This is a genomic window from Streptomyces sp. NBC_00654, from assembly GCF_026341775.1.
Lineage (GTDB): Bacteria > Actinomycetota > Actinomycetes > Streptomycetales > Streptomycetaceae > Streptomyces.
Genome location: NZ_JAPEOB010000002.1, coordinates 782,271 through 803,652 on the forward strand (window position 1 = coordinate 782,271; position 21,382 = coordinate 803,652).

18 protein-coding genes are annotated in these 21,382 nt (G+C 70.8%); 6 read left to right on the forward strand and 12 right to left on the reverse strand.

Annotated features, from left to right (window positions below; all coding sequences use genetic code 11):
- The first annotated feature begins 223 nt into the window (after window positions 1–223).
- The 4 genes from OHA98_RS23725 (at window position 224) to rho (ending at window position 6,855) form a co-directional block, all read left to right on the forward strand.
- Window positions 224–2,083: a methylmalonyl-CoA mutase family protein gene (locus tag OHA98_RS23725; protein WP_266928759.1), complete on the forward strand. Its 1,860-nt coding sequence runs from the start codon at window positions 224–226 to the stop codon at window positions 2,081–2,083.
- On the forward strand, window positions 2,083–4,365 hold the full coding sequence (gene scpA, locus OHA98_RS23730; RefSeq protein WP_266928760.1) for a methylmalonyl-CoA mutase: 2,283 nt from the start codon (window positions 2,083–2,085) through the stop codon (window positions 4,363–4,365). The genes OHA98_RS23725 and scpA overlap by 1 nt, the downstream gene beginning before the upstream one ends.
- Before the next feature lie 12 nt (window positions 4,366–4,377).
- The gene (meaB, locus tag OHA98_RS23735) at window positions 4,378–5,364 is read left to right on the forward strand and encodes a methylmalonyl Co-A mutase-associated GTPase MeaB (protein WP_266928761.1); all 987 of its coding nucleotides are present in this window, start codon (window positions 4,378–4,380) and stop codon (window positions 5,362–5,364) included.
- 345 nt (window positions 5,365–5,709) lie between these two features.
- Window positions 5,710–6,855, forward strand: a complete 1,146-nt coding sequence (gene rho / locus OHA98_RS23740; protein WP_266928762.1) for a transcription termination factor Rho — start codon at window positions 5,710–5,712, stop codon at window positions 6,853–6,855.
- A gap of 34 nt (window positions 6,856–6,889) precedes the next feature.
- On the opposite strand, the gene pgm is transcribed toward rho, so the two are convergent.
- The 4 genes from pgm to OHA98_RS23760 all read right to left on the reverse strand — a co-directional run bounded on the left by pgm (window position 6,890) and on the right by OHA98_RS23760 (window position 12,189).
- Window positions 6,890–8,536 (reverse strand): phosphoglucomutase (alpha-D-glucose-1,6-bisphosphate-dependent), encoded by a 1,647-nt coding sequence (gene pgm / locus OHA98_RS23745; protein ID WP_266928763.1) that lies wholly within the window; start codon window positions 8,534–8,536, stop codon window positions 6,890–6,892.
- Window positions 8,537–8,729: 193 nt separating this feature from the next.
- Window positions 8,730–9,794 carry a chitinase gene (locus OHA98_RS23750; RefSeq protein ID WP_266928764.1) on the reverse strand — a complete coding sequence of 355 codons (1,065 nt, stop codon included), beginning with the start codon at window positions 9,792–9,794 and terminating at the stop codon, window positions 8,730–8,732.
- Between the two features lie 134 nt (window positions 9,795–9,928).
- Window positions 9,929–10,555 carry a UbiX family flavin prenyltransferase gene (locus OHA98_RS23755; RefSeq protein ID WP_323179631.1) on the reverse strand — a complete coding sequence of 209 codons (627 nt, stop codon included), beginning with the start codon at window positions 10,553–10,555 and terminating at the stop codon, window positions 9,929–9,931.
- Between the two features lie 293 nt (window positions 10,556–10,848).
- On the reverse strand, window positions 10,849–12,189 hold the full coding sequence (locus OHA98_RS23760; protein WP_266928765.1) for a UbiD family decarboxylase: 1,341 nt from the start codon (window positions 12,187–12,189) through the stop codon (window positions 10,849–10,851).
- A gap of 224 nt (window positions 12,190–12,413) precedes the next feature.
- On the opposite strand from OHA98_RS23760, the gene OHA98_RS23765 reads away from it, so the two are divergent.
- Complete coding sequence (locus tag OHA98_RS23765; protein ID WP_266928766.1) at window positions 12,414–13,415, forward strand: Lrp/AsnC family transcriptional regulator; 1,002 nt, start codon at window positions 12,414–12,416, stop codon at window positions 13,413–13,415.
- Window positions 13,416–13,487: 72 nt separating this feature from the next.
- On the opposite strand, the gene OHA98_RS23770 is transcribed toward OHA98_RS23765, so the two are convergent.
- The 6 genes from OHA98_RS23770 to OHA98_RS23795 form a co-directional block, all read right to left on the reverse strand.
- The gene (locus tag OHA98_RS23770; RefSeq protein ID WP_266928767.1) at window positions 13,488–13,637 is read right to left on the reverse strand and encodes a hypothetical protein; all 150 of its coding nucleotides are present in this window, start codon (window positions 13,635–13,637) and stop codon (window positions 13,488–13,490) included.
- A 7-nt stretch (window positions 13,638–13,644) separates the two neighbouring features.
- Window positions 13,645–14,160 (reverse strand): DUF6187 family protein, encoded by a 516-nt coding sequence (locus OHA98_RS23775; protein ID WP_266928768.1) that lies wholly within the window; start codon window positions 14,158–14,160, stop codon window positions 13,645–13,647.
- The gene (locus OHA98_RS23780) at window positions 14,153–15,481 is read right to left on the reverse strand and encodes an FAD-dependent oxidoreductase (RefSeq protein WP_266928769.1); all 1,329 of its coding nucleotides are present in this window, start codon (window positions 15,479–15,481) and stop codon (window positions 14,153–14,155) included. Before OHA98_RS23780 ends, OHA98_RS23775 begins: the two co-directional genes overlap by 8 nt.
- Window positions 15,478–15,927, reverse strand: coding sequence for a DUF6423 family protein (locus tag OHA98_RS23785; RefSeq protein ID WP_266928770.1), 450 nt, complete (start codon window positions 15,925–15,927; stop codon window positions 15,478–15,480). The genes OHA98_RS23780 and OHA98_RS23785 overlap by 4 nt, the downstream gene beginning before the upstream one ends.
- A 235-nt stretch (window positions 15,928–16,162) precedes the next feature.
- Complete coding sequence (locus OHA98_RS23790) at window positions 16,163–17,167, reverse strand: DUF6235 family protein (RefSeq protein ID WP_266928771.1); 1,005 nt, start codon at window positions 17,165–17,167, stop codon at window positions 16,163–16,165.
- Between the two features lie 456 nt (window positions 17,168–17,623).
- A complete protein-coding gene (locus tag OHA98_RS23795; RefSeq protein WP_266928772.1) occupies window positions 17,624–19,069 on the reverse strand; it encodes a glyceraldehyde-3-phosphate dehydrogenase in 1,446 nt (481 codons plus the stop codon).
- A gap of 186 nt (window positions 19,070–19,255) precedes the next feature.
- Here OHA98_RS23795 and OHA98_RS23800 point away from each other — a divergent pair, with 186 nt between their 5' ends.
- Window positions 19,256–19,702 (forward strand): hypothetical protein, encoded by a 447-nt coding sequence (locus OHA98_RS23800; protein WP_266928773.1) that lies wholly within the window; start codon window positions 19,256–19,258, stop codon window positions 19,700–19,702.
- A gap of 151 nt (window positions 19,703–19,853) precedes the next feature.
- Here the strand turns inward: OHA98_RS23800 and OHA98_RS23805 are convergent, their stop codons facing one another.
- Window positions 19,854–20,561 carry a M24 family metallopeptidase gene (locus tag OHA98_RS23805; RefSeq protein WP_266928774.1) on the reverse strand — a complete coding sequence of 236 codons (708 nt, stop codon included), beginning with the start codon at window positions 20,559–20,561 and terminating at the stop codon, window positions 19,854–19,856.
- Between the two features lie 103 nt (window positions 20,562–20,664).
- Window positions 20,665–21,231, reverse strand: coding sequence for a nucleoside deaminase (locus OHA98_RS23810; RefSeq protein ID WP_266928775.1), 567 nt, complete (start codon window positions 21,229–21,231; stop codon window positions 20,665–20,667).
- Window positions 21,232–21,382 lie beyond the last annotated feature (151 nt).

A 21,382-nucleotide genomic window follows, 5' to 3' on the forward strand; every position in this document is an offset into this window, starting at 1 on the left:
TACGCATATCAGGATCAAAGTCGCACGCGCCGCACGAATCGACAACGGAAAACGCCGGATACCACCCGGGGCATCGACCGCTCGCCCGTCCGCGCCGCCCCGGCACACACACGGGCGGCCCGGTTACGCCACGGTCCGTAAAGGATCAAGTGCGTTCCGGAGAGGGCAAGGTCACAGGCGGTTCCCCTGCTGCTCATTCCATGCCCTGACCTAACATCTGAGCATGACGGTCCTGCCTGCTGACGGGCTCTCCCTGGCCGCCGAGTTCCCTGACCCCTCCCATGACCAGTGGCAGAGCCTTGTCGAAGGCGTACTGCGCAAGTCGGGCAAGGAAGTCTCGGGCGCGGCGGCCGAGGAAGCGCTGTCCACCACACTGGAGGACGGGCTCACCACCCGCCCCCTCTACACCTCGCACGACACCTCGCCCGACACCGGATTTCCCGGCTTCGCCCCCTTCACCCGGGGAAGCAGGGCCGAGGGGACCGCGGCGGGCGGCTGGGACGTACGGCAGCGGCACGCGCTGACCGACCCCGCCCGGCTCAACGAGGCCCTGCTCGGCGATCTGGAGAACGGCGTCACCTCGCTGTGGCTGGCCGTGGGCGGCCCCGACGGGGTCCCGGTCTCCGGCCTCGCCCGCGCGCTGGACGGCGTCTATCTCGACCTGGCCCCCGTCGCCCTCGACGCCCCCACCGAATTCGACTCCGCCGCAAGGGAGTTGCTCCGACTCTGCCAGGAGCGCGGGGTGGCGGCGGACGCCGTGCGCGGCAGTCTCGGCGCGGACCCGCTCGGCCGTGCGGCCCGCACCGGCACCGAGGCCGACTTCTCGGCCGCCGTCCACTGGGCGCAGGTGTGCGAGCGCGAGCATCCCGGGCTGCGCGCGCTGAGCGTGGACGCGTTGCCGTACCACGGGGCCGGTGGTTCGGCCGCCGAGGAGCTGGGCCTCTCCCTGGCCACCGGGGTGGCCTGTCTGCGGGAGCTGACCGGGGCGGGCATGTCCGTCGAAGCGGCCTGCGCACAGCTGGAGTTCCGCTACGCGGCCACCGCCGACCAGTTCCTGACCATCGCCAAGCTGCGGGCCGCGCGCCGGCTGTGGGCGCGGGTCGCCGAGGTCTGCGGGGCCGCCGGGGCGGGTGCCCAGCGCCAGCACGCCGTGACGTCACCGGTGATGATGACGCGTCGTGATCCGTGGGTGAACATGCTCCGGACCACGCTGGCCTGTCTGGGTGCGGGTGTCGGCGGCGCCGACTCCGTGACCGTGCTGCCGTTCGATCACGCGCTGGGCCTGCCGGACGCGTTCGCCCGGCGGATCGCCCGCAACACCTCGACCATCCTGATGGAGGAGTCGCATCTGGCGCGGGTCATCGACCCGGCGGGCGGCTCCTGGTACGTGGAGCGGCTCACCGGTGAACTCGCGGCCGCCGCCTGGTCCTTCTTCCAGGAGATCGAGCGGGCGGGCGGCCAGGCCGCCGCCCTGCGTTCCGGGATGGTGGGTGAACGGCTCGCCGCCACCTGGGCCGCCCGGTCCAAGGACCTGGCGCGGCGCAAGGAGCCGGTGACCGGCGTCAGCGAGTTCCCGCAGCTGTCGGAGCGGCCGGTGGAACGCGAGCCCGCGCCCGCCGCCTCCGGTGCGCCGGGCGGGCTGCCCGTCGTCCGCCGCGACGAGGCGTTCGAGACACTGCGGGCCCGGTCGGACGCGCACCTCGCGGCCACGGGATCGCGTCCCAAGGTGTTCATCGCCGCGCTGGGACCCGCCGCCGCGCACACGGCACGGGCGTCCTTCGCGTCCAACCTCTTCCTGGCCGGCGGGATCGAGGCGGTGCACGACCCGGTGTCGGTGGACGCGTCGTCGGCCGCCGACGCCTTCACCGCCAGTGGGGCGTCGGCCGCGTGCCTGTGCTCCTCCGACCCGCTGTACGCCGAGCACGCGGGGGCGGTGGCCTCGGCGCTCCGGTCCGCGGGCGCCGGACAGGTGTTCCTCGCGGGGCGGCCCGGTGAGTACCCCGGTGTCGACTCCTGTGTGTTCGCCGGCTGCGACGCGGTCACCGTCCTCTCCTCCGTACTCGACCGCATGGGAGTGGCGTGATGCAGACCCCCGAGACGACCCCCGCGAAGACCCCCGGGGCGGCCTCCGGGACCCGTGAGACGTCCTCCGGGGCGCCCGTGGGCCCGGTTCCGGACTTCTCCACCGTGGCGCTCGACTCCCCGGCGGCGCCCGAGGGCGGCGCCGACCAGTGGCGGGCGGCGGTGAAGGAGTCGAGCGGCGGCAGTGAGCAGGACCTGCTGTGGGAGACCCCCGAGGGCATCACGGTCAAGCCGCTCTACACCGGGCAGGACCTCGAAGGGCTGGACTTCCTCGGGACGTACCCGGGTATCGCCCCGTATCTGCGCGGCCCGTACCCGACGATGTACGTCAACCAGCCCTGGACCATCCGGCAGTACGCGGGTTTCTCCACGGCCGAGGAGTCCAACGCCTTCTACCGGCGCAACCTCGCGGCCGGGCAGAAGGGTCTGTCGGTCGCCTTCGACCTGCCCACCCACCGGGGCTACGACAGCGACCACCCCCGGGTGACGGGCGATGTCGGCATGGCCGGGGTGGCCATCGACTCGATCTACGACATGCGACAGCTCTTCGACGGCATCCCGCTGGACAGGATGTCGGTGTCGATGACGATGAACGGCGCGGTGCTCCCCGTGCTGGCGCTGTACATCGTGGCCGCCGAGGAACAGGGCGTACCGCCCGAGAAGCTGGCCGGGACCATTCAGAACGACATCCTCAAGGAGTTCATGGTCCGCAACACCTACATCTATCCGCCCGCCCCCTCGATGCGGATCATCTCCGACATCTTCGCGTTCACCTCGCAGAAGATGCCGCGCTACAACTCGATCTCCATCTCCGGCTACCACATCCAGGAGGCCGGGGCGACGGCCGATCTGGAGCTGGCCTACACCCTGGCCGACGGTGTGGAGTACCTGCGGGCGGGCCGGGAGGCGGGACTCGACGTGGACGCGTTCGCGCCGAGGCTCTCCTTCTTCTGGGCGATCGGCATGAACTTCTTCATGGAGATCGCCAAGCTGCGGGCCGCCCGGCTGCTCTGGGCCAAGCTGGTCAAGGAGTTCGATCCGAAGAACCCGAAGTCCCTTTCGCTGCGCACCCATTCGCAGACCTCGGGCTGGTCCCTCACCGCCCAGGACGTGTTCAACAACGTCACCAGGACCTGTGTGGAGGCGATGGCCGCCACCCAGGGCCACACCCAGTCCCTCCACACGAACGCCCTGGACGAGGCGCTGGCCCTGCCGACGGACTTCTCGGCGCGGATCGCCCGCAACACCCAGCTGCTGCTCCAGCAGGAGTCCGGCACCTGCCGGGTCATCGATCCGTGGGGCGGCAGTGCGTACGTGGAGAAGCTGACGCACGATCTGGCGCGCCGGGCGTGGCAGCACATCGAGGAGGTCGAGGCGGCCGGCGGGATGGCGAAGGCCATCGACGCGGGCATCCCGAAGCTCCGGGTCGAGGAGGCCGCGGCCCGCACCCAGGCGCGGATCGACTCCGGGCGTCAGCCCGTCATCGGCGTCAACAAGTACCGGGTGGAGACCGATGAGCAAATCGATGTGCTCAAGGTCGACAACTCCTCCGTCCGCAGCCGGCAGATCGAGAAGCTGCGCCGGCTGCGCGAGGAGCGCGACGAGAGCGCCTGCCAGGACGCGTTGCGCGCGCTGACGGACGCGGCCGGACGGGACCCGGGGCCGGGGCTGGAGGGCAATCTGCTGGCGCTGGCGGTCGACGCCGCCCGCGCCATGGCCACGGTCGGGGAGATCTCGGACGCGCTGGAGAAGGTGTACGGCAGGCACGCGGGCCAGATCCGTACGATCTCCGGGGTGTACCGCAAAGAGGCAGGAGAGTCCCCTTCGGTGGACCGCACCCGCAAGCTGGTCGACGGCTTCGAGGAGGCGGAGGGCCGCCGTCCCCGCATCCTGGTCGCCAAGATGGGCCAGGACGGCCACGACCGCGGCCAGAAGGTGATCGCGACGGCCTTCGCCGACCTCGGCTTCGACGTCGATGTCGGCCCGCTGTTCCAGACGCCGGGCGAGGTGGCCCGGCAGGCGGTCGAGGCGGACGTGCACATCGTGGGCGTCTCCTCGCTGGCGGCCGGGCACCTCACGCTCGTACCGGCGCTGCGCGAGGAACTGGCCGCCGAGGGCCGTGAGGACATCATGATCGTGGTGGGCGGGGTGATTCCGCCGCAGGACATCGAGGCCCTGCACGAGGCGGGCGCCGCCTCGGTGTTCCCGCCGGGAACGGTGATCCCCGACGCCGCCCACGATCTGGTCACGCGGCTCGCCGCCGCGCTCGGCCACGAGCTGTGAGCCGCTGACCGGATGGCTGTGAAGATCGATACCGACGCCTACGCCGGCGGGGTGCTCGACGGGAAGCGGGCGTTCATCGCCCGCGCCATCACCCTGGTCGAGTCGACCCGTCCCGACCACCGGGCGCTGGCCCAGCGGCTGCTCGGCGAGTTGCTGCCGCACTCCGGGCGGGCCCGGCGCATCGGCGTCAGCGGGGTGCCCGGCGTGGGCAAGTCCACCTTCATCGACGCGCTCGGCACCATGCTCACGGGGCTCGGGCATCGGGTCGCGGTGCTCGCCGTGGACCCGTCGTCCAGTCGCACCGGCGGTTCCATCCTGGGCGACAAGACCAGGATGGAACGGCTGGCGGTGGACCGGAACGCGTTCGTCCGGCCCTCGCCCACGGCGGGAACACTGGGCGGGGTGGCGCGGGCGACCCGTGAGTCCATGGTGGTGATGGAGGCGGCGGGCTACGACGTGGTGCTGGTGGAGACGGTCGGCGTCGGGCAGTCCGAGACGGCCGTCGCCAACATGGTCGACACGTTCCTGCTGCTCACCCTGGCCCGCACCGGCGATCAGCTCCAGGGCATCAAGAAGGGGGTGCTGGAGCTGGCGGACGCCATCGCGGTCAACAAGGCCGACGGACCGCACGAGCGTGACGCCCGCTCGGCGGCACGTGAACTCGCGGGCGCGCTGCGGCTGATGCACCCGGCGGATGCCGCCTGGACTCCCCCGGTCCTCACCTGCAGCGCCCGGGAGTCGAGCGGTCTCGACGCCCTGTGGGAGCGGCTGGAGCAGCACCGTACGCTCCTCGAATCCACCGGGCGGCTGGCGGCCAAGCGCAGCGAGCAGCAGGTGGACTGGACCTGGACGATGGTCCGCGACGAGCTGCTGGACAGTCTGCGCGCCCATCCGGCGGTACGGGCGCTCGCCCCGGATCTCGAACGCCGGGTGCGGGAGGGCGAGTTGACGGCCACTCTCGCCGCCGAGCAGATCCTCGGCGCGTTCCGCCGGACCTGACCGCGGACGGCGGGGCCACCCGGGCGAGGGTGCCCCGCCGCCGGCCCGTCCTTCTTTTCTTCCGCCTGCCCCTGTCCAGCTCTCGGGCATGAGTGATACAGTGCGAGTGGCATTTGCGTACGCCCCCTCTTGAGGGCGCCGGTGCCGATCCTCTTTCTCCCGCTGCGACACCTGTCCTCACGGACCGGCGATCCAGCTTCTCGCACGATTCCTCTGTCCGGTCCGGGCGCTCCGTCGCCCGTGTACCCGGTGGTACCCCTTCGGTACCCCTGGTACGGGGCGTGATTCCGCCGCCCTCCCTTCGCCGGACCCCTCATGCGCCATGTCCGCGAAAGGACCCCTCTCATGACCACCACACTCGAACGCCCCGTAGCCCACGAGGATGACCGGCCTCTGCGGACCGCCGGTCTCCTGGACACCACGGACAACGGGCACGGCACGCTCCGCGTCAGCGGCGGCCACGCCTCCCCCAAGGACGTCCAGGTGCCGCCCGCGCTGATCCGTCGTTACGGCCTGCGCAAGGGCGATGCCGTCGACGGCATCTGCGAGCGGCCTCGTGTCCTGGCCACGGTCGGTCTCGTCAACGGCCGTGATCCCCGGACCCTGCCCGGCCGCCCCCACTTCCGTGACCTCACCCCGCTCCACCCCCGCGACCGGCTGCGGCTGGAAACCCCGGCGGGCGGGGCGGCGATGCGTGTCATCGACCTGTTCGCACCCGTCGGCAAGGGCCAGCGCGGGCTGATCGTCGCCCCGCCCAGGACGGGGAAGACGGTGCTGCTGCAACAGCTCGCCGCGGCCGTCGCCGCCAACCATCCCGAGTGCCATCTCATGGTGGTACTCCTCGACGAACGCCCGGAGGAGGTCACGGACATGCGCCGCTCGGTACGGGGCGAGGTGTACGCATCGACCTTCGACCGGCCCGCCCGGGAACACGTCGCTCTCGCCGCCCTGGCCGTGGAGCGGGCCAAACGCCTCGTCGAGCAGGGCCGGGACGTCGTGATCCTGCTGGACTCCCTCACCCGGCTGTGCCGGGCGCACAACAACGCGGCGGGCGCGGGCGGCCGCACCCTGAGCGGGGGCGTCGACGCGGCGGCCCTCGGCGGACCCAAGAAGCTGTTCGGCGCCGCGCGCCTGGCCGAGGAGGGCGGTTCGCTCACCATCCTGGCGACCGCTCTGGTCGAGACGGGTTCCCGTGCGGACGACTACTTCTTCGAGGAGCTCAAGGGCACCGGCAACATGGAGCTGCGTCTGGACCGCTCGCTCGCGGACAAGCGCGTCTTCCCCGCCGTCGACATCGCCCCGTCCGGCACCCGCCGGGACGAACTCCTGCTGCCCGCCGCCACGCTGACGGCCGTACGGGGACTGCGCCGCGCCCTCCGCTCCAGGGGGGACGGACAGGCCACCCTGGAGGTGCTTCTGGAAAGGCTCCGCCGCACCCCGGACAACGCCACGTTCCTCCGTCAGGTGCACCGGACCGTGCCCGGCGCCTGAACGCCGGGCACGGTCCGCCGGGCGGTCCCCCGGATCAGCCGGCGCCGCCCAGTGCGGTGGAGACCAGTGCCCGCGCCTCGTCCTGCACCCGGCTCAGATGACCGGGGCCCTGGAAGCTCTCCGCGTACACCTTGTAGACGTCCTCGGTACCGGAGGGCCGGGCGGCGAACCAGGCGCTGTCCGTGCAGACCTTGAGTCCGCCGATGGCGGCGCCGTTGCCGGGGGCCTCGGTGAGGACGGCGGTGATGGGCTCTCCGGCCAGGGTGCCGGCCGTGACCTGGTCCGGGGAGAGCCGGGCCAGTACCGCCTTCTCCTCCCGTGTCGCGGGCGCGTCGACCCGGGCGTAGGCCGGATCGCCGAAGCGGGCCGTGAGCTCGCCGTAGTGCTGGGACGGGGTGGATCCGGTGACGGCGGTGATCTCGGAGGCCAGCAGGGCGAGCAGGATGCCGTCCTTGTCGGTCGTCCAGACCCGCCCGTCGCGGCGCAGGAACGAGGCGCCCGCGGACTCCTCGCCGCCGAAGCCCAGGGTTCCGTCGAAGAGCCCGTCGACGAACCATTTGAAGCCCACCGGGACCTCCACCAGCGGACGGCCCAGCTCGTGCGCGACCCGGTCGATCATGGAGGAGGAGACCAGCGTCTTGCCGATGCCCGTACCGGCGGGCCAGCCGTCGCGGTGCGTGTACAGATAGCGGATGGCGACGGCCAGGTAGTGGTTGGGGTTCATCAGGCCGCCGTCCGGGGTGACGATGCCGTGCCGGTCGGCGTCGGCGTCGTTGCCGGTGGAGATCGTGTAGGCGTCGCGCTGCGCGATCAGCGAGGCCATGGCGTGCGGCGACGAGCAGTCCATCCGGATCCTGCCGTCCCAGTCCAGCGTCATGAACCGCCAGGTCGGGTCGGCGAGCGGATTGACCACGGTGAGGTCGAGCCGGTGCCGTTCGGCGATCCGGCCCCAGTACGCGACCGAGGCGCCGCCGAGCGGGTCGGCGCCGATCCGGATCCCGGCATCCCGTACGGCGTCCAGATCGAGTACGGACGGCAGGTCGTCGACGTATCCGGTCAGGAAGTCGTGGCGCCCGGTGGTCCCCGCGGACAGCGCCCGCGCGTACGGAACGCGGCGGACCTCCTTCAAGCCGCCCTCGATCAGGGCGTTGGCGCGGTCCTGGATCCACGAAGTGGCGTCCGAACCGGCCGGGCCGCCGTTCGGCGGGTTGTACTTGAAACCGCCGTCGGCGGGCGGGTTGTGCGACGGGGTGACCACGATGCCGTCGGCGAGACCACCGGTGCGGCCCCGGTTGTACGTCAGGATGGCGTGCGAGACGGCGGGGGTGGGCGTGTATCCGTCGTCGGAGTCGATCAGGGCGACCGCCCCGTTGGCGGCGAGCACTTCCAGCGCGGTGACCCGGGCGGGCTCGGACAGCGCGTGGGTGTCGGCGCCGAGGAAGAGCGGCCCGTCGGTGCCCCGCAGGGCCCGGTACTCACAGATCGCCTGGGTGGTGGCGGCGATGTGGTCCTCGTTGAAGGCTGCCGCGAGGGCGGAGCCGCGGTGTCCCGAAGTGCCGAAGGCGACGCGCTGGGCCGGTTCCGCCGGGTCGGGGTGAAGAGCGTAATAGGCCGTCACCAGCCGTGCCACGTCGACCAGGTCTCCCGGCTGTGCCGGCTGCCCGGCCCGTTCGTGCACCATCGGTTCTCCTCGTTGTCGTCGGTCGGTCCGCACGGGTGTGCCATCACCCGGGTCGGACGGGCACCACGATATGTACCCGATCCGCGGCTCCGGCTCCGACGGACCCGCCGCCCCGGCCGGTTCACGCCGTGGACCGGCCGCGAGGAGCACGGCGCACCGGACGCGGCCGATGCCGTCCGGTGCGCCGGGTGGCTCAACGCCCTTGCAGGGACTTCACGTTGTCTCCGAAGGTCCAGCCCTTGGAACCGTCCCAGTTGAGGGACCAGGTCATCAGGCCCTTCAGCGCGCCGTTGTAGTGGTTCCAGGCGTGGGAGACGAGGCCGGTCGTCATATGGCCGCCTCCGGCGCCGGGCTGCGCGGGCAGTCCGGGCACCTGCTTGTCGTAGGGCACCTTGATCGTGGTGCCCTGGATGACGAGCCCGGCGTTGAGGCAGTCCGTCTGGGCGGTGAAGCCCTGGACCGTTCCCGCGGAGTACGAGTCACCGGAGCAGCCGTACATGCTGCCGTTGTAGTACTGCATGTTCAGCCACCAGAGGCGGCCGTTGTCCGCGTACTTCTTGATGATCGGCAGGTACGCGCCCCAGATCGAGCCGTAGACCACGCTGCCTCCGGTGACGTACGCCGTCTCGGGAGCCATCGTCAGGCCGAAGTTCGACGGCATCCGCGCGAGCACGCCGTCGATGATCCGGATGAGGTTGGACTGCGAGGGCGACAGCTGGTTGATGTTTCCCGTACCGACGAGACCTGTCTCGATGTCGATGTCGATGCCGTCGAAGTTGTACTTCTTGAGGATCGGCACCACCGTCTCGACGAACCGGTCGGCGACCGCGGTGGAGCTCAGGTCGATCCCGGCCGTCGCACCGCCGATCGACATGAGGGTGGTCAGGCCCGATGCCTTGGCCTGGCACATCTCGGCGGGGGTGGCCACCTTGACCGTCGAGTCCATCCCGTCCTCCCACAGGACGGTGCCGTCCGAGCGGATGACGGGGAAGGCGGCGTTGATGACGTTGTAACCGTGTGCCGTGATGCGGGAGTCGGTGACCGGGATCCAGCCGAGCGGCGGGTGCACCCCGTTCGCCGCACCGTCCCAGTTCTCCCAGTAGCCCTGGAGCACCTTGCCCGCGGGCTTCGACTTCACCGCGCAGGTCTCCTCCTGCGGCGCGCTCGGCGGCGCGCTCGGCGGCGCCGCCGCGACCAGCATCTGCACGGCGAAAGCCGTTGCCAGGCCGATGCCCAGCAGACGTGACGTCCGACCCATCATCTCTGTCCTCTCCAGCCAGGGCCTGCCGCCGCCCGGCGCGAAGGGTTCGCGCCCGGCCCACCCATGTCGTGACCCTGCCAAACCGTAAAGTGGTCCAGACCTTCGGTCAATAGGTCTGGACCAAGTGCGGGTCACGGAGTGGACCCCGCGGGGCGCCCGCGACGGGCGTCGGCGAGGCCCTGCCAGCGCTCCGCGACATCCGCGACGGCCGGGGGAAGGGGCAGCTGGTCGAGAATCCGCATGGCGATATGGTCCACGAGGTCACCGATGCTGCGCGGCGCGTCGTAGAACGCCGGCATCGGCGGGACGATGCGGGCTCCCATGCGGGAGAGAGCGAGCATGTTCTCCAGATGGATCTCGCTCAGCGGCGTCTCCCGGGGTACGAGGACCAGCGGGCGCCGCTCCTTGAGCATCACATCGGCCGCACGGGAGATGAGGTTGTCGGCGAGTCCGTGCCGGACCGAGGCGAGTGTCTTCATGCTGCACGGAACGATGACCATCCCCGCGGCCGGATACGAGCCGGAGGAGATCGTGGCGCCCTGATCGCCGAACTTGTGGGTCACATCGGCGAGTTCGGAGAGCTGCCGGCTGGTGCGTGAAGTCTCCACCTCGATGGTGGAGCGGGCCCAGGTGCTCAGCACGAGATGGGTCTCCACCTCCGGCACGTCCCTCAGGATCTCCAACAGCCGGACGGCGAACGGGGCCCCGGTGGCGCCGGTGACTCCGACGACAAGGCGGGTGGGGGGTGTGGTGATCACAGCGGGCTCCTGGTGCGGTGGGGCGGGTCGGGGAGGGACGGGCGGGGTCGGGGCGGGACGAGGAGCCGGACCGGCTGTGCGGGTGTCCGGGCCGGGCCCGGGGAGGCGGCCCGGACGGGCCGGCTCCCCGGGCATTCCCGAGGTGATGGGTGCCTCGGTGCTCGGGTCCGGTTACTCAAGGCTGTCCCGCCGGCCTACAGCGGCAGAAGATCCTTCCAGCGTGCGCGCAGCTCCTGGCGGGCCTGCTCGTCGAACCGGTTGGCCGCCGGATAGCGGTCCTTCCAGGCGAACGGCTAGGTCGCGTCGATCAGCACGATGCCCATCGCGAGATCACCCGCGACCCGCTTGTCGGGCGACAGCCTCGGGTCGATGGCGGTGGTGGGGGCGCGCAGCACCTGGAGGGACTCGGACGGATCGACCCGGGTGAACACCGCCCACAGGACGTGATGGATATCGGTGACATCGATGTCCTCATCGACCACGACGAAGTACCGTTCCATGCCGCCGGTGCGCCTGCGCCCGGCTGCCGCGAGCAGCGCGTGCATGGCGTCGCCCGCCCCGGTCTGCTTGAGGGAGACGACCATCATCAGCTGGCGTGCGTAACCCCACACACCCTGGACGTTCTGCACTCCGGAGGCTTCCAGGTGGTCCCAGGTCACCGATGCCGAGTACAGCGGGACGGCCTGGTCACCTGCGGGCACGGTCGGGAGCATCGGTGGGGCGCCGAGGATGATCGGATCGTCGCGGTGCAGGATCCGTGTGACACGCACGACGGTCTCCCGGCCCGAGTGCGTGTAGTAGCCGGTCCACTCCCCGAAGGGGCCCTCCAGTACGGACTCCTCTTCGAGCGGCGGCAGTTCGCCCTCGATGACGATCTCCGCGTGGGCCGGGACCGGCAGTTCGCTGCCCGGCGGGTACAGGACCTCGACCCCCTGGCCGCGCAGCCCGCCCGCGAGGTCGTACTCCGACATTCCGGAAGGTGCGGCGATCGCCGCGGCGGTCGAGAGGATCGGGTCCTGGCCCACCACCACCGCGATCGGGCAACTCCGGCCGCGCTCCCAGTACTTCTCCGCGATCGCCCTGGCGTGCCGGTTGCCGAGCATCCACAGGGAGAGCCGGTCCTTGCCCTGGACACAGGCCCGGTAGGTGCCGACGTTGACCCAGCCGCTGTCGGGGTCGCGGGTGATGACCATGCAGGCGGTGCCGATGTAGCGGCCGCCGTCCCCGTCGTGCCAGCGCGGCGCGGGGAAGATGCCCAGGTCCACGTCCTTGCCGGTCAGGACGTTCTCCAGGACCGGTCCCGTGGTGACGTCCACCGGCGGGACCGGTTCGATCCGCTTGCTCAGGTCCTTCCAGGCCCGCACGATGTCGAGCTTGGGTGTGTCGGCGGGCAGGCCGAGGGCCACCGCCGTACGGGCGGCCGTCCCCATGAAATTGGTGAAGACCCGGTACCCCGCCGGGAAGCCGGGAATGTTGTCGAACATCAGGGCGGGGCCTTCCTGCTCCGCCAGCAGTTCGGTGATGCCTCCGATGTCCAGATCGCGGTCCGCGCCGTCGATCCGGAGGACCTCGTCCTCCCCGAGTGTTTCGGTCATGCGGTCGATGTAGTGCCGAAGATCCTTGAATGCGGTCATGTGCCGTCGGGAGCCGGACAGTGCGCCCGGTCTCTCCCGTCCTCCTCTTCCGGTCTCTTCCGTGCTGTCGGCAGCCGCGCCCGGAGCGACACCGCAGGGGTGCGGCTCCGCGTGGATGGTGAGCGCGCGGGGTGCCCGCACATCGAGAATTCCGACCGGCCACGACCGTGCTCAACGAGTGCGGCCCGCCCTGCCGGTTTCTGCGCGGACTAGAGTCGTGAACCGTGGAAAGCCTCGATCTGCAGCTCATTCATGCACTGGAGATCGACGGGCGCGCGCCGCTGCGCCGGATCGCCTCGGCGCTGGGCGTCTCGGACCAGATGATCGCCCGCCACTACGCCCGCCTGCACGAGACGGCCGGGCTCCGTGTCATCGGCCGGCTCAATCCCCGGCCCGTCGGACAGTCCGTGTGGATTCTGCGGCTGAGCTGTGTGCCCAGTGCCTCCCTCGGCCTGGCGCGGGCGCTGGCCGAGCGGGCGGACACCCGGTGGGTCCAGCTCGCCTCCGGCGGAACGGAGATCATCAGCCATCTCGCGGTCCACAGCGACCAGGACCGGGACGCGCTGCTGATGAAAAGGATTCCGGCGAGCCGCCGGGTCACCGCGGTCTCCGCGCACCGCATGCTGCGGCTCTTCAAGGGGGGCCCGACCGGCTGGGCCGGCCCGGCGTCCGTGCTGAGCCGGGAGGCGGCTGCCGCGCTCACTCCCCCGTACCCGTCGCCCGACGCCCAGTCGCCGCCGGTCCTGCTCACCGCCCTCGACCACGTCCTGATCGGCGCGCTGGCCCGGGACGGGCGCACGCCGTATGCCGCGCTGGCGGCGGAGGCGCGCTGCCACGAGTCGACGGTGCGCCGCCGTATCGCGCACCTGCGTGAGGCCGGGGCCCTCTTCTTCGCCCTGGACATGGACGAGCGCGCACTCGGCAAACCGGTCCGCACGGCCCTGTGGATGTCGGTGCGGCCGTCGCGGCTGGCGGCCGTCGGAGCCGCCCTGGCGGACCATCCCGAGGTGGCGTACGCGGCGGCGACCACAGGGCGGACGAACCTGCTCGCCTCCGTCCTCTGCCCAAACGACGAACACCTCTACAGCTATCTGACCGACCGCGTCGGAACCTTGGACGGCGTCGACGCGGTGGAGAGCGCGCCCGTCATGCGTACCGTCAAGCGCGTCGGCACCGTGGCCCGGACGGGGCCCGCCGGGCAGGGTCCGGAGCGCCCGGGGACGTGAGCACCCGGAGAGCGGGGCGGGGCTGTCCCCGGTCCTGCCGGGAGATTCGGCCGGTGTCCGGCGAGCGGGCGCTCAGGCGGGGGGCGTGCGGCTGAGGGCCTCGTAGCCGTGCTGGTGGAGCCGGGCGGCGGAGGTGGGGAAGTAGCCGGGGTCGGTGGAGATCCCGAGCCCCTCGGCATCGAACAGGGCGGCGTCGGCGGACTGGGAGCGCAGATAGGACATCGGACGGTCAGCTCCCTGCGGATGCCGGGCGGCGGGCGCACCGGTCGATCTCCTCCTGGCGGAGCCAGCAGGCGGCGAGGTGGGCGGTGGTGGCGGAGCCCGCGTCGCCGAGGTCGCAGTACCCGAGCATGCGCAGCGTCTCGTCCCAGGCCCTGCGGAGCGAGGCGGGTGCCGGTGGCCCTGAGCCGGCGGCGGCGAGGGCAACACGGGCGGAGCGCCAGCGGCGGACCCCGGTTTCGAGGAGGCCGTCGAAACCGGGGAGGGCGGTGACACCGTGCCGGACCCGGTCGACGGCCAGGGCCACCTGGGCGGGATCGTCCATGAGGGCGGCCATGCCGAGGCCCGCCAGGAGCCGTTCGGCGTCCAGGCCCATCAGCATGACGCCCGTCTCGGTGAGCGCGGGGTCATCGACCGAGGACAGGGAGAACCGGGGATCGTAGTCGTCCCCGTGACGGTCGCGGCCGTCGCGGTACTCGGTGTGCTCGTGGGCGCCGCGGTGTCCGAGGCTGTCGCGGTCAGACACGGGCGGCCACTCTGTCCTCGGTGCGCCGCAGGCCCGCGGACGCCTCCAGGCGGGCGGCGACGGCGGTGGCCACCCGGGCGGTCGCGACACGGTGGCCGTCGATGTTGCGGGCGGCCGGGCCCAGCACCATCCCGGCCGCCGCGCCCACGGCGAACACCCGGGGGGCGTTGCGGTAGGCCAGGGTCCGCTCGTCCAGGTCGGGCCAGCCGTCGCGGGGCGAGGGAATGCCGCGGGGCAGGAGCTGTTCACCGTTGGAGACGGTGGTGCCGAGGGCCAGCACGACATGGTCGCCGATGACCTCCGCACCGCCGGAGAGCCGGACGGCGGCGCGGCCGGCCCGTCCGGGTGCCACGGCGGTGACGGAACGGCCCCGGTGAACGGTCAGCCGGCCGTCGGCCTCGGCGCGTTGCAGCAGGGGGCGGAACTCGAACATGACCGACGCCCGGCGCTGTCCGCCCATCAGGATCCGGCGGTCCTCCCAGCTCGTCCCGTCGAAACGTGCCCGGCCCTCGGCACGGAAGAACGACGCGTTGACGTCGGCGCATTGATAGCGCTCTTGGGGAGCACGCAGGACCCAGTGCACGCGCTTTCCGTCGTTGAGGGCGTTGGTGATGAGGTGGGCCGCGCTGAGACCGGAACCGATGACGACCAGGCGCTGGGCGTCCTGGGGCACCGGCTCGTCCCAGTAGCTGACGTTGCGGGGAGTGGCCTCGCCGTCCCACCAGTCGAAGGGCGCGGGGCGGCGCTCCTCACCGAGGCACAGGACCGTGTACGGGGCGGTGACCGCGAAACCGTCGCCGCGGACGGTGACACCGTCCGCGGTGGGCCGGACTTCGCGGACGGAGGCCCGCCAGGTGCGCCGGTCCACATGGTGCAGCGAGGCGACGTGCTCGCAGTAGGCCTCGAAGACATCGACGGGCACGACGGAGCGGTGCCCCGCCTGGGCCATACGGATCTCGCGGCGCTCGACGGGCGTGAGCCGCGACCAGTGGAGCCGGGCGAAGTCGAGCAGTTCGCAGTCGCGGTAGCCCTCGACTCCGGGGTGGTGCTCGTAGGGCGAGCGCAGGACCCGCTGCCCCAGAACGTCGACGCGGTCGAAGAAGCGGCCGCACGGCCGCCCTTCCCGGTCGAGAAGGGCGACATCGCGCACGCCGAGGTGCCAGAGCGCGGAGGCGACGGCGAGTCCCGCGGGGCCGGCACCGACGATGACCACGTCCGCCTCGGCGGGTGGCGGGGCGGTGGGCGTGCTGTACGGGGCGGGCAGCCAGTCGCGCCCCCGGGGCGAGTCCAGCAGGTGGGGCTCGGGGACGAAGGTGATCACCCGATGACCGTCACCGGGACGATGACCTCGATGACCGGACGTTGGGGCATTCCCTCGGCGACCAGCTGCTCCAGCGTCCTGGCGCTGGTCTCCGGGCTGTCCGTGGCGATCGGGCTGTACCGGGAGTACGCGTAGGTGGGCCGTCGGCCCGTGGTCTCCAGGGAATACATCTTCACCACGGCTTCGCCGGGGCGCACTTCGCCGCCGTAGAACGTGAGCCGGCGCTGATCGGGGGTGATGAAGGACTTGGAGAACTGGCGCGACATCACCAGGGTGTCGGCGTCGTCGACGAACACGGAGTCCTCGTCGGTGGCCGCCTGCATGGCCACCCACGTACGGTCCGTCAGGTTGGTCTCGGACTTGATGATCTGCCAGCGACCCGGCTCGGGGAGATTCACACAGACGGAGACATCGTGGTCGACGGTGTCAATTGCACCGGAAATCATCAGCACATGACGGCGTATGTCTGCGACGCCCGCCATCTGAATGTCACGGGCCCGGACCCGCGAGGAAACGTCTATTCCGGACACTTCCAGTGGCGCCATCAAAATCTCCCCGATTTCTCGAAAAGGAAGCCAGGTGTCGCAAGTGCCCACGACATTTTCACAGGCCCTGCACCCTGTCAAGCACGGTTGTGCGGGCCGGTGTTGGGGATTCGACACCGGCCCGAAGGGGAACGTTTCAAGCCGCCCGGAGAGTTCCCCCCTCCCTTCCGGATGCCTCGCCTTCGGCACCGACATGGGTGATCTCGAAGGTGTCCAGGTCGCGAATGCGGATCTTGAGAACGAGCCCGTCCCTCACCCTGACGGAAAACTCCAGCGGCCGGCCGGGGACATCGTCGGTCTCGTACGCCCGGAAAACCGATCTGTCGGCAATGGCGAAGAGCGCCTTGTGCACGGCGTTCCGGTGGATCTGGCAGGCCGTGCGCGACCAGCGCTCCAGCAGCTCCCATCCCGCGGTCAGCCGGAGCGGTCCGCGTACGGCCGGGTCGGCACCGGCCGGACGCCGCACCGGCACCTGGCTCCCGGAAGGGTGGCCCCCGCCCGGGGGGTGGCCGAGCATGGCGCGGGCAACCTGCAGTTTGGCCCGGCCGGCGGGGGTCGGGCGGTGCCGCTGGACCGTGCGCAGGATGCGCTCCGCGGTCCAGCCGTCGCCGGTGCCCAGGTAGCCGACCGCCTGGCGGTACAGGAAGTCCGCCTCCTCCCCGCTCAGCCGGCCCGCCGAGGACGCGAGGAGCTCGATGTGCCGTTCGCGGGGGCTGGCGGCCGTGGGAATCAGGTCCTCCGGGCCCGTGCCGGGGTCCGCCGGCCGGCGGAGCGTGATCATCCCCTCCCCCAGTTCGTCGAGGATCGCGAAGAACAGCCGGCTCCCCTCGTCGAGCAGGTCCGCGTCGACCACGTCGACACGGCAGGGGCCCACCTGGCCGAGCCACGCCAGCGCGATCTCCCGGAGGCTGTGGACCACCCGGTCCCGGTGCGGGAACCGTCCCGCCCCGTGGCGCCGAATCCGTTCGGCGGGGCTCCCGTCGTCCTCGTTCGCGGCACACGCGGGGTCCTCGGGGGCGATCAGCCTCAGACCGACGCGCGCCTGCCGGGACCACGTGGCCGTGACACCCGTGCCGATCAGGGCCCGCACCGGTAAGAAGCCGACCGTTCCGCGCTCGGCCCGCACAGCGAATTGACGCATCCCTACCCCCAGAATCCATCGGCACGGTCACGGCGCCGAGCAGTGACAGGAAGGTCCGCCACCGTGCCTCGGTGACCTCGCGGTACTCACCCTTGGCGATCTTCACATTTCATGCCGGAAGGTATTTCCTTCACTTTCCGTCACTTAGCAAAGTAGCTGCGTCCCGGGGGTGCCACATCTTCCAAAGTGCTGTTGTGCCAGGGGCGTTCCGGATGACCGGCCCACCTCGCCAAGTCCGTGTTGGACCCATCGGCGGAAGGGGCGAGCATGTCCGCCCCCATCCGGTCCCACGAATGTTCACGAGGCTGTTCAGTCAGGGGAAACGACCACGGGCGCGGCGGTGGCGGGGCGGCAACCGGACACCTCTCGGAATCCTTGCCGCACCACCACCGCCGCGCCCGCTCGTCCGGACAGGAGACTCCTGTCCGGACGGTGAATCGGACCGGCCGGCCGGGATCAGACCGCCGGGGCCGGGTAGGTCGGGTACTCCACGCCGGAGACGTGCTGGACGACCCGGATGACCTGGCAGGAGTAGCCGAACTCGTTGTCGTACCACAGGTAGAGGATCGCGTTGTCGCCATCGACCTTGGTGGCGCCCGCGTCGACGATCGAGGCGTGGCGCGAGCCGATGAAGTCGCTGGAAACCGCGTCGGGGGCGCTGATGAAGTCGATCTGGCGCTTGAGCGGCGAGGTGAGCGAGACATCGCGGAGGTGGTCGAGGACCTCCTCGCGGGTGGTCTCGCGCGCCAGCCGCAGGCTCAGGATCGCGATCGAGACATCCGGCACGGGGACGCGGATCGAACTGCCGGTGATCGGCGCCTTGAGCGCGGGCAGCGCCTTGGCCACGGCGGAGGCGGCGCCGGTCTCGGTGATGACCATGTTGAGCGCCGCCGAGCGGCCACGGCGGTCGCCCGAGTGGTAGTTGTCCAGAAGGTTCTGGTCATTGGTGTACGAGTGGATGGTCTCCACATGTCCGCGCAGGACGCCGTACTCGTCCGCCATCGCCTTCAGCGGCGGCACGATTGCGTTGGTGGTGCACGAGGCGCAGGAGATGATCTGCTCGTCCGGCTTGATCGTGTCGTGGTTGACGCCGTGGACGATGTTGGGGACGTCGCCCTTGCCCGGCGCGGTCAGGACGACCTTGGCGATACCGGGGCGCAGGTGCTTCGACAGGCCCTCGCGGTCGCGCCACTTGCCGGTGTTGTCGATGAGGATGGCGTCCTTGATGCCGTACGCCGTGTAGTCGACCGCTGTCGGGTCGTCGGAGTAGATCACCTTGATCTCGTTGCCATTGGCGACGATCGTGCTGTTCGCCTCGTCAACGGTGATCGTGCCGTGGAACTGGCCGTGGATGGAGTCGCGGCGCAGCAGCGAGGCGCGCTTGACGATGTCCTGGCCGACACCCCTGCGGACGACGATGGCCCGCAGCCTCAGACCGTTGCCGGAGCCGGTCTTCTCGATGAGCAGACGGGCGAGGAGACGGCCGATGCGTCCGAATCCGTAGAGGACGACATCGCGCGGCTCACGGCGGTCGATCTTGTTGTCACCCGTGGCGCCGGCGACGACCTCGGCGGTGAACTCCGCCACCGAGAGCCCGCGCCCGTCGGCCCGGTACGTCGCGGCGAGCATGCCGATGTCGATCTGCGAAGGGCCGAGATCGAGCGTGGTGAGGGCCTGGAGGAACGGCAGCGTCTCGGTGACCGAGAGCTCCTCACCGGCGATCTGCCGGGCGAACCGGTGCGTCTTGAGGATGCTGACCACCGACTTGTTCACCAAGGAGCGGCTGTGGAGGAGGACGGTGACGTCCTGCTCCCGGTGCAGCTTCCCGATGATCGGGATCATCGACTCCGCGATCTCCTCGCGGGTCTTCCAGTTGGTGAACGAGTCGTCATTGACAGTCACAGGTTTATCTTTCGAGCTAGGCGGCGCTCATATGGTAACCCCATGCCACTTTGATCATTCAAACGGTGCCCAGACGCGGCGCATGGTCCGGGCGGTCAGGGCGGTCCGGGCGGTCCGGGCGGTCCGGGCGGTCCGGGCGGTCCGGGCGGTCCGGGGACTGTCAGTCCTGGGTGCGAGGATCACGGCATGGTGATGTGTGACTATTTCTCGGCCTCCGATGACGACGCGGCCGTCAGCGTTCTCGACGAACCAGGTGGACCGGATCCTTCGGTCTTCGACGTGGTGTCGCTGAAAGGGATCGACCCGGTCGTGGTGATGCCGCGGCTGGAGTCGATCCTGACGGGCCGCACCTATGACGAGGCGGTCGGACATCCCCGCTCCGGGAAGCTGCTTTCGTCCCCCGAAGCGGAAAGCGCGTTCATCGTGAGCGTGTCCGACACCCTTCAGGAGGCGCTGGCCTCGGCCACCCACGACTCCCTGCGCGAAGCGGCCGGCACCTGGGCCGGTACGGATGAGCTGCTCGCCTCGGGCATACCCTCCGAGACCGCGGCCCAAGTGGCGGTCCAGCTGGCGGAACTGGCCGGTCGGGCACGGTCGGCCGGTCACCGGCTGTACTGCTGGTGGGCCCTCTGAGGTGCGACGGGGCCGGAGCCGGGGTTCCGCGGCCCTCGGGGGCACGGACCCCCGGGCCGCCGGGCCGGCCCGAGCACCGGCGGCACACCCGGCCGGCGTTCGGGCCGGGTGCTGGGCCCGGCCCCCTTCCCCGCCTCCGGCCGCGCGGCGGTCAGGCCAGGTCCAGCAGCTGTTCGTAGAAGCCGCCGAATCCACGTCGTCTGTCCACGAAGTGCAGCTCCAGAATCCAGTGGCGGACCCGCCCCGCACGGTCGGTACCCCGCAGCGGTGCCGTGTTGTCCGGGGTGATGTAGGACCGCGCCTTGGCACCGTCGTTCGTCTCGTGCGGGAACTCCCCCACGAGATGCCCGGAGTGCCAGATGCCGATCTCCCAGCCGGCCTCTTCCGCCAGCCGCTCGACCTCGGTGTACAGCTGCCGGCCGGTGATGTCCGGATCCCCCGCGAACACCGCGCGCCCCGCGTCGAACACGCGGGGCAGATCCACCAGCAGCCGGCGCTTGTCCGGATCGTCGCCGAAGACATAGCTGCGGCCGAAGTCCGCCTCGTACTCCTCGAAGATCGGGCCGAAGTCGGCGAAGGCCACGTCGTCCTCGCCGATGACGCGGTCGGGCGGGTTGTCCCTGTAGGGGAGCAGCGTGTTCGGCCCGGAGCGGATGATCCGCTTGTGCCAGTGCTTGGTGGTGCCGAACATGTCGTTGGCCAGGTCCCGGATGCGGTCGCTCGCCTCGCGCTCCCCTGCACCGGGCGCGACCAGTCCGCGCGCCTCCACCTCGGCGAACAGCGCGACGGCCTTCTCCTGCGCCGCCACCAGTCCCGCGGCCCGCCCGGCCTCATCCGGTCCGGAAGGATCAGACGTCATGTGGTGGCCCCCTGCGTTCCTCGTGTCGTGGCGCCCATCCTAAAGCGTGTCCCGTAGCCGGTCCCTGGAAGGCGTCCGGAGGGCGGAGGCCGGCGGATCCGCCTCAGTAGGGGTGCTTTTCGGGCCTGTTCCGCCACGCGTCGTACGCGCTTCTGCCGAGCTCCGGGAAGCTCTGCACCATACGGATGCTCCGCTCGCCGATCGGCTTCTTGAAGTCCTCGTACTGGTACTCGTCGCTGAAGCCGATCTCCTCGGTGGCCTTCAGGTCGCGGCTGAAGTAGACGGCGTCGAACCGTGACCAGTAGATGGCGCTCATGCACATCGGACACGGCTGGCCGCTGGTGTAGATCTCGCAGCCCTTGAGCATCCGGGCCCGCCTGGGCACCCGGTCGGGCGACTCGGGCTCACGGCGGATGAGCTTCAGCGTGCTCTTGTTCCGGTACTTCACCGCGATGGTCGGAGCCTCCGGGTTGAGCACCTGGATCGCCTTGCGGATGGCCTCCACCTCACCGTGCGCGGTGGGGTCACCGGTCAGCAGGACCCGGTTCTGGCCGCGGGCGATGATCTCACCGTTCCGGGTGACCACCGCGCCGAACGGCCCGCCCCAGCCGTTCACCACCGACTCCTTGGCCAGCCGTACCGCCTCGGCCATGAACTTCTTCTTCGCCATGCCGTTTCTCCGTCGCCCAGGTCCGGCCTCCCCTCCGGCATGCACACAGCGGGGAAGGCATATGGATGCATTCGTCCCCTCTCACAAGACAGCCATCTTCGTGGTCCGGGCAACTCGGACCACCCGCACGGGACCCCGCACTCCCCGGCCC

What these genes read in the sequence shown, in the direction of transcription:
- OHA98_RS23725 (WP_266928759.1), top strand. Translation starts at nt 224, where the DNA reads ATGACGGTCCTGCCTGCTGACGGGCTCTCCCTGGCCGCCGAGTTCCCT.
- pgm (WP_266928763.1), bottom strand. Translation starts at nt 8,536, where the DNA reads ATGGTGCACGAACGGGCCGGGCAGCCGGCACAGCCGGGAGACCTGGTC.
- OHA98_RS23800 (WP_266928773.1), top strand. Translation starts at nt 19,256, where the DNA reads ATGGTGATGTGTGACTATTTCTCGGCCTCCGATGACGACGCGGCCGTC.
- OHA98_RS23790 (WP_266928771.1), bottom strand. Translation starts at nt 17,167, where the DNA reads ATGCGTCAATTCGCTGTGCGGGCCGAGCGCGGAACGGTCGGCTTCTTA.
- OHA98_RS23750 (WP_266928764.1), bottom strand. Translation starts at nt 9,794, where the DNA reads ATGGGTCGGACGTCACGTCTGCTGGGCATCGGCCTGGCAACGGCTTTC.
- OHA98_RS23785 (WP_266928770.1), bottom strand. Translation starts at nt 15,927, where the DNA reads ATGATTTCCGGTGCAATTGACACCGTCGACCACGATGTCTCCGTCTGT.
- OHA98_RS23810 (WP_266928775.1), bottom strand. Translation starts at nt 21,231, where the DNA reads ATGGCGAAGAAGAAGTTCATGGCCGAGGCGGTACGGCTGGCCAAGGAG.
- OHA98_RS23805 (WP_266928774.1), bottom strand. Translation starts at nt 20,561, where the DNA reads ATGACGTCTGATCCTTCCGGACCGGATGAGGCCGGGCGGGCCGCGGGA.
- OHA98_RS23770 (WP_266928767.1), bottom strand. Translation starts at nt 13,637, where the DNA reads ATGTCCTATCTGCGCTCCCAGTCCGCCGACGCCGCCCTGTTCGATGCC.
- OHA98_RS23760 (WP_266928765.1), bottom strand. Translation starts at nt 12,189, where the DNA reads ATGACCGCATTCAAGGATCTTCGGCACTACATCGACCGCATGACCGAA.
- meaB (WP_266928761.1), top strand. Translation starts at nt 4,378, where the DNA reads ATGGCTGTGAAGATCGATACCGACGCCTACGCCGGCGGGGTGCTCGAC.
- scpA (WP_266928760.1), top strand. Translation starts at nt 2,083, where the DNA reads ATGCAGACCCCCGAGACGACCCCCGCGAAGACCCCCGGGGCGGCCTCC.
- rho (WP_266928762.1), top strand. Translation starts at nt 5,710, where the DNA reads ATGACCACCACACTCGAACGCCCCGTAGCCCACGAGGATGACCGGCCT.